This window comes from Thermosphaera sp. (assembly GCF_059755995.1).
This window is the reverse complement of sequence record NZ_DBOUKL010000050.1, coordinates 1-5558: the sequence shown is the minus strand read 5'-3', so window position 1 is coordinate 5558 and position 5558 is coordinate 1. Positions and strand designations below refer to the sequence as shown.

Genomic DNA, 5558 nt, shown 5'->3' with positions numbered 1-5558 from the left:
TTAAAACCGGATATTATCGCGAAGTAAGTGTTCAGGGTTCTCGCCACAAGCCTCATGAAGTAGGGCTTACCGTACAGGGTTATCTCCTCGTTGAAAAGGACGAGTAGTATGCTTAAGGCCTGGGGTTCTATCATGTTGGGTTGAACAGTTATTTGACAATCTATACACACGCTCAGGGCTTTTCCAAGAATGTTAGAGATAATTTTCAACCGATCAGTCTGCCTCAGCTTTTCAAGCTCCCTTTTGTGATCGGGGGATATACCTATTCCCAATATGATTAAGACTCGGTCAGGCTTGTCGGCAGGGTTAAGTATTTTAAAGTTGACGCTTGGTTGACCGGGCGTGAAAACATCCAACCCCCACGATATCTTAGCCTCCGGAGGCGCTTCAAGCTTCCTAATAGTGAATGATTCCTCGACTAGCCATTTGCTAATCAACTCATAAACATTGCTGGACAATTTAAGCCACCATTTCAGGATCTATTTACGTTAAACAAATTAAAAAGCAATATCAATTACTCATATCTCAACGCTACTGCCGGGGGTATTTTCATGGCCCTGTAAGCTGGGAACGCTGCGCCGGCGATTCCGACGAAAATCGTTAGAATAGTTGTTCGTAGGAATAAGATCGGGGAGAGGTCGGGAGATGCCTCGATCCTAACTGAGACGGCTCCTCCGGTTATGGTTAAACCGTAGTTTGATAAGAGCTGAGCTCCTAGGACGCCGAGAGCGCTTCCGATCACCACGCCTATAATACTCATTAGAACACCCTCCATGATGATTAAAAGAAGCACTTGCCAGTCTTTGAAACCTATGGCCTTCATAACCCCTATTTCTCTCGTTCTCTCGATAACGCTCGTAATCATTGTTGAAGCGGTTCCAGCTATTGCAACAGCGAATGCTGAGAGTGTGGCTGCGAACGTTATAAAATCAACGGTGTTTATGATGCTCATAGCTATTCGAGCCAGGGCGAGAAACGAGATAACATCAACGTTCCCTCCGTAAAATTCCCGGATTTTAGCAGTTATATGGTCGACTTGAGAAGGATCCTCGGCTAACAATAAGATACCGGCCCAATCCTTGATCCCCAGGATTTTCTGAATAGTTTCAATAGGGGTGAAGATTGTTTGATCAGGGTTCAGAAAAGCCGCTCCCCCATACTTGTCCAAAACCGCTGTGACAGCTACGTTCAACCTTTTTATCTGTAACCTACCTCCTTCCCCGACTTGGTAAACTGTTACCGAAATAACGTCACCGACTCCATACTGCCTAGCGCCAGTGTTGTCAAAGGCTATGGAGTAGCCTATCATTGCCTTACCAATATCTGTCTCCAGCGGCGGGGAACCTTCCTTCACCTGCAAGCTCACTATTGCTTTCAGAAGAAAGGTTGAATCTACGCCATATATGAAAACAGTTTTTCTCTCTCCCCCTACAGTTATCTCTCCCTGGGTAGAGTAGAAAGGTGTTGCATCCACGACTCCTTCAATCGATTTAAGTAGCTCTAAGTCGTCCTGAGTGAGCTTGTAGTTCTGTCCAGGCATTACAACGATCATGTTTTGACCAAGACCTAGTATGCTCTGGATAATGTAGTTTCCATAACCGCTTGTGACGCTTGTGATTGTTATGAGAGCTAACGGCCCTATAGCTATCCCAATTATTGTTAATACGGCTCTCACTTTTCTCTCGGAGAGGGTTTTAGTGCTCAACTGAACCATGTCCAGTAAACGCATCAGCGCTCAACCATGGTTATTTTATATTTGCTTAGTAGGCGGTAGATCAGCACGAACACCCCTATTAAGAAGAGGCTCACAGCAACTATTATGACAATATAGGGAACCTGAGCTGGGGATGGAGTCGTTGTCGCCGTGGGAGAGGGCTGTATTACTGCTACCCGTATCTCCTTAGCAATGGTGTATTCGACATTGAAGCTATCCCTGTACGAGACTATGACTGTGCATGTCTCACTTGTTAAGCCGATATTCCTGATTTCAAGCCTGAACGGGGATTGGGAGCCAGGGTCTAAATCACCCATCAGGGTTTTTGCCTCCTTATCCCCGTATTTCAAGAATACTATAACGCTCCTAGCTTGTGATATGCCAACGTTGTATAGTAAACCATTAACGGCTAGCACCCCGTCTGAATACTTAGCATTGGTTTCATCAGCGATCTGGACTTCTATGAAAGGTTTGATCACCGCTGCCACGGTGTTGTTTACCATTCTGACATATCCTGAGGAGTCTTTGTAAATTAGGGTAGCTGTGAAAGCTGCCGATGAGGGGCTGGCGGAGACTCCTGCGCCTAAACTTATGGATACAGGGGTGTAAACCACTTCGTACCTTACCACCTGCTTGGAGTGGCCGGGTAGAACTGGAACGTACTTAATATTCCCCTGGGGCATAGCGTTACCTGTTAAAGGTACTAGGGCAACGTAAACCTCGTAAGCGCTGTAGCTCGAGGGGTTGTTGATTTCAAGCTCGAACAGGCCTGTTCCATTATTGAAAACGATTAGCGGGGTTGTAACATTTACTTCAAGAAGGACCGGGCTTCCTCGTATGATGAGAGGTATTCTTACGGGTTGGCGGTATATGGAGCCCCAGTGATCCACGAACTCTATTGTACCGTTGATTTGCAACCTATCGTTAACAAGTCCTTCAACATTAAGATTGAGCAGGAATGCTATAATATCTCCTTTAGTATACGAGGATGATTGGCCCGGTAGACTAATACCCTGGGGAATGTTGCCGGTAAAGTATTGAATCAATTGTGCGAGCTCTGGCGTGCCTGGAACCCCCCCGGACAGTACCATCGGAGTCGCGGTTGTTGAGGCCTCCCCGGTAGTAGCATCAGTAATCCCTGGAGGCAGGTCGAGCCTTAAAATCGGGTTTGTTATAGTGGGAATGTACTCATTTCGGAAGACTAGGAAGTACCTGACGCCTTTGGATGGTGGTGAAGGTTCTCCTGATAACCACCCATAGCTGATAAGATTGAAAGCTGATGAAGCATCCTGAACGAGTAGTTCAACAGGAAAAGACACAGTTTTCCTCACCCCTCCTCCCGCCGTCTGTAAGTAGTAATCGATCACTATTGTTCCACTGTAGGCTCCAGGGGTTAGGTTCCCAGATATGTCTAATGGGATGCTGTAAGATAGTGTTTGAAGGCTTTGAACAGGTCCTGGAACATAAATTCTTTGAGAGTATCCCTGGGAGACCCTGACTCCTTCAGGCGTTCTCATCTCTATCCATATGGAATACACGGGATATGCTTCCAGGTTCACAATTGAAAAGTAGTATAGTGCTTTTTCAGACCCCGGATAGGCTGGGTAGTTATTCAACCACCTATACTCAGCGAGGATGACACCATCCCCTGCGGGATAGCTTGGCAGCATCACCGATATGGTATGAGACTGCATGAAAAACACTTCGGTGTTGAAAGCGTTAACATAGTAGCTTACGTTTACAACGAACTCTTTCACACCGGGTAAAGAATTGGATAGATCAGCGTAAAAGACAACGCTACATATTCCGCCCGGATTCAAGCTCGGGGAGCAGAATAACCTGGTGTTTAACATAGATACATCATTGTTAACCGGTTCGAGAGAAACTACAACATCGCTTACGCTAAATAGCCCTATGTTCTGAAGAATGATGGTGAATGGTGCGCGTGAGTTCCCGGGGTAAATATACATGGGTGCTCCATCACCCCAGTAGTAATCCAGTATTCTTAACTCAGGGGTGAACTGGCTTAATTGGCCGGGGTCGCTAACTATGACTTCTATGCTGAAGACGAGTGTGACAAGGCTTGTTGAACCATCTCTGTTAACTATGAACCCACGTATTGTGATTTCCGCTTGATACCTGCCTGGCCTGGCTGTCGAGGATATGGCAATCCCTGAGAAGGCTATTTCTGAAACCGAGTAAGCGTTGACAACTGCGTTGTAAACCGTCACTGTTTGAGGGTAAAACACGCTTGGAAGATTCAGCGTTGCAGTCACATCTCTCAGGCTAAAAGACTCGAGGTTAAGGATTGAAGCAACGAGCGTATTACCCGTGGATGAGGGATAGGCGTTGACCGAGGCCCATTCGACTCTCGACACGTTGATCAAAAGCTCTCTTGTAGTTATCGGCAAATATAATGTAATATTAATTGAAGTCGGGAACGTTGCCCCATCTCTTGAAACCTGCGCGTTTAACGTGAGGAACAAGAGAACACTGTCAGAGCTTTCTTCGATTGAAACACTATTAATTAAAAACGTATATGTGTCAAGATAGTTTAAGACAGCGTTCAACTCGCCGATTTTAGCCCGGCTCCCGTTTTGGAAAAACCCGTTTACTATTTCGGCACGGTAGAAAACAATGTTTATAATCCCGGGTTCATAGGATTGAAGAGCTACGTAGATGTTCGTGCCGTTCAACCCGCTCAAAACCGCGTCAGCTGTAAACCCATAATCCAGGATCTGCACGTTCACGCTAGGCGGCTCAGACACCTCCACCGTTGCTTGAAGAATTGTGCTGGACGAGTACCTGACACCGTCGGTTGTTGTAAGGGTAGCATTCAGGGTTATGGATAACAAGTATTCCCCGGGTTGGGCGTTAGGGCTTATCGTTAGTCCCTGGACATAAATAGTTGCCGACTCGCCCGGCTGAATCCCCGCTAAGCTTACATTGGCTGAAGACGGAGTTATGAACTCGGGGAATGCAATAGAAGCGTCTAACACTAATATGCTTGTGCTTCCATTATTCCTGATTTTTACTGCTAATCCGATATTGCTAGCACCGGGATAGGCGTAAGGGGTGAAGTAGGCGCTTTCAGCAACGATTTCCAAGGGAGGAAGTCTAGCGATTTCAACGGTTAAAGGCAGCAACGTGTACTGGACACCTGCCTCCGCAGTGTAGTATGTGATGTTAAGCACCATCTCGTAGAAGCCTGGCTGTGCATTCCTGTCGACCTCCAAGCTGTAGACGTATCTCGCGATTTCCCCAGTGCTTATCCGGGTGAGTGGCTTATCCTCACCATCATATGCTATTGAACATTTGCTTGGTATTGTGAACACTTCAGGTGTTTCGGTGAGACACGCTACTGGTGATGTAGCATTGGAGGCTCCATTGTATCTCGCCTCTACGACGAGCTGAGCCCCTCTGCTTCCCGGGTACACTGGAGTGTTCGCTGATGATTTGAAAGATACGCTTTCAACCACCCATTCTTGCGAGTCCCCAACTAGTACGAGTGTGCTTAAAATTGAAGTCAAGATTAGGAAAGCAAGTTGAATGGAAATTGAAGCTTTCTTCATGGATTATCACCCTTGAATCGTGTACAAAATACACTTCTCCTTCTCCGGCTCATTAACTGATATGATTGAGCCGTCTCTTATAATAAAAATCTTGTTTGTGCAGTTAGCGATCTCGGGATCGTGTGTTACAATGCAGACAGCTATCCCCGTCTCGTTTAGTTTTATGAAGGTTTCGATGACGAGCTTAGCACTCTTCCTGTCAAGATTCCCAGTGGGCTCATCGGCCAGTATTATTTCAGGGTTGCCGACCAGTGCTCGAGCTATGGCTACCC

3 protein-coding genes and 1 pseudogene are annotated in these 5558 nt (G+C 46.4%); all 4 read right to left on the bottom strand.

Annotation, left to right across the window (positions count from 1 at the left end):
• A partial coding sequence (locus AC3OH0_RS05285; protein ID WP_498345028.1) for a DUF2299 domain-containing protein occupies window positions 1–458 on the bottom strand: 458 nt, incomplete at its 3' end.
• Between the two features lie 56 nt (window positions 459–514).
• Complete coding sequence (locus AC3OH0_RS05280; protein WP_498345027.1) at window positions 515–1729, bottom strand: ABC transporter permease; 1215 nt, start codon at window positions 1727–1729, stop codon at window positions 515–517.
• Window positions 1729–5286, bottom strand: a complete 3558-nt coding sequence (locus AC3OH0_RS05275; RefSeq protein WP_498345026.1) for a COG1361 family protein — start codon at window positions 5284–5286, stop codon at window positions 1729–1731. Before AC3OH0_RS05275 ends, AC3OH0_RS05280 begins: the two co-directional genes overlap by 1 nt.
• A gap of 6 nt (window positions 5287–5292) precedes the next feature.
• Window positions 5293–5558: pseudogene (locus AC3OH0_RS05270) on the bottom strand (ABC transporter ATP-binding protein); the annotation flags it as partial.

What these genes read in the sequence shown, in the direction of transcription:
- AC3OH0_RS05275 (WP_498345026.1), bottom strand. Translation starts at nt 5,286, where the DNA reads ATGAAGAAAGCTTCAATTTCCATTCAACTTGCTTTCCTAATCTTGACT.
- AC3OH0_RS05280 (WP_498345027.1), bottom strand. Translation starts at nt 1,729, where the DNA reads ATGCGTTTACTGGACATGGTTCAGTTGAGCACTAAAACCCTCTCCGAG.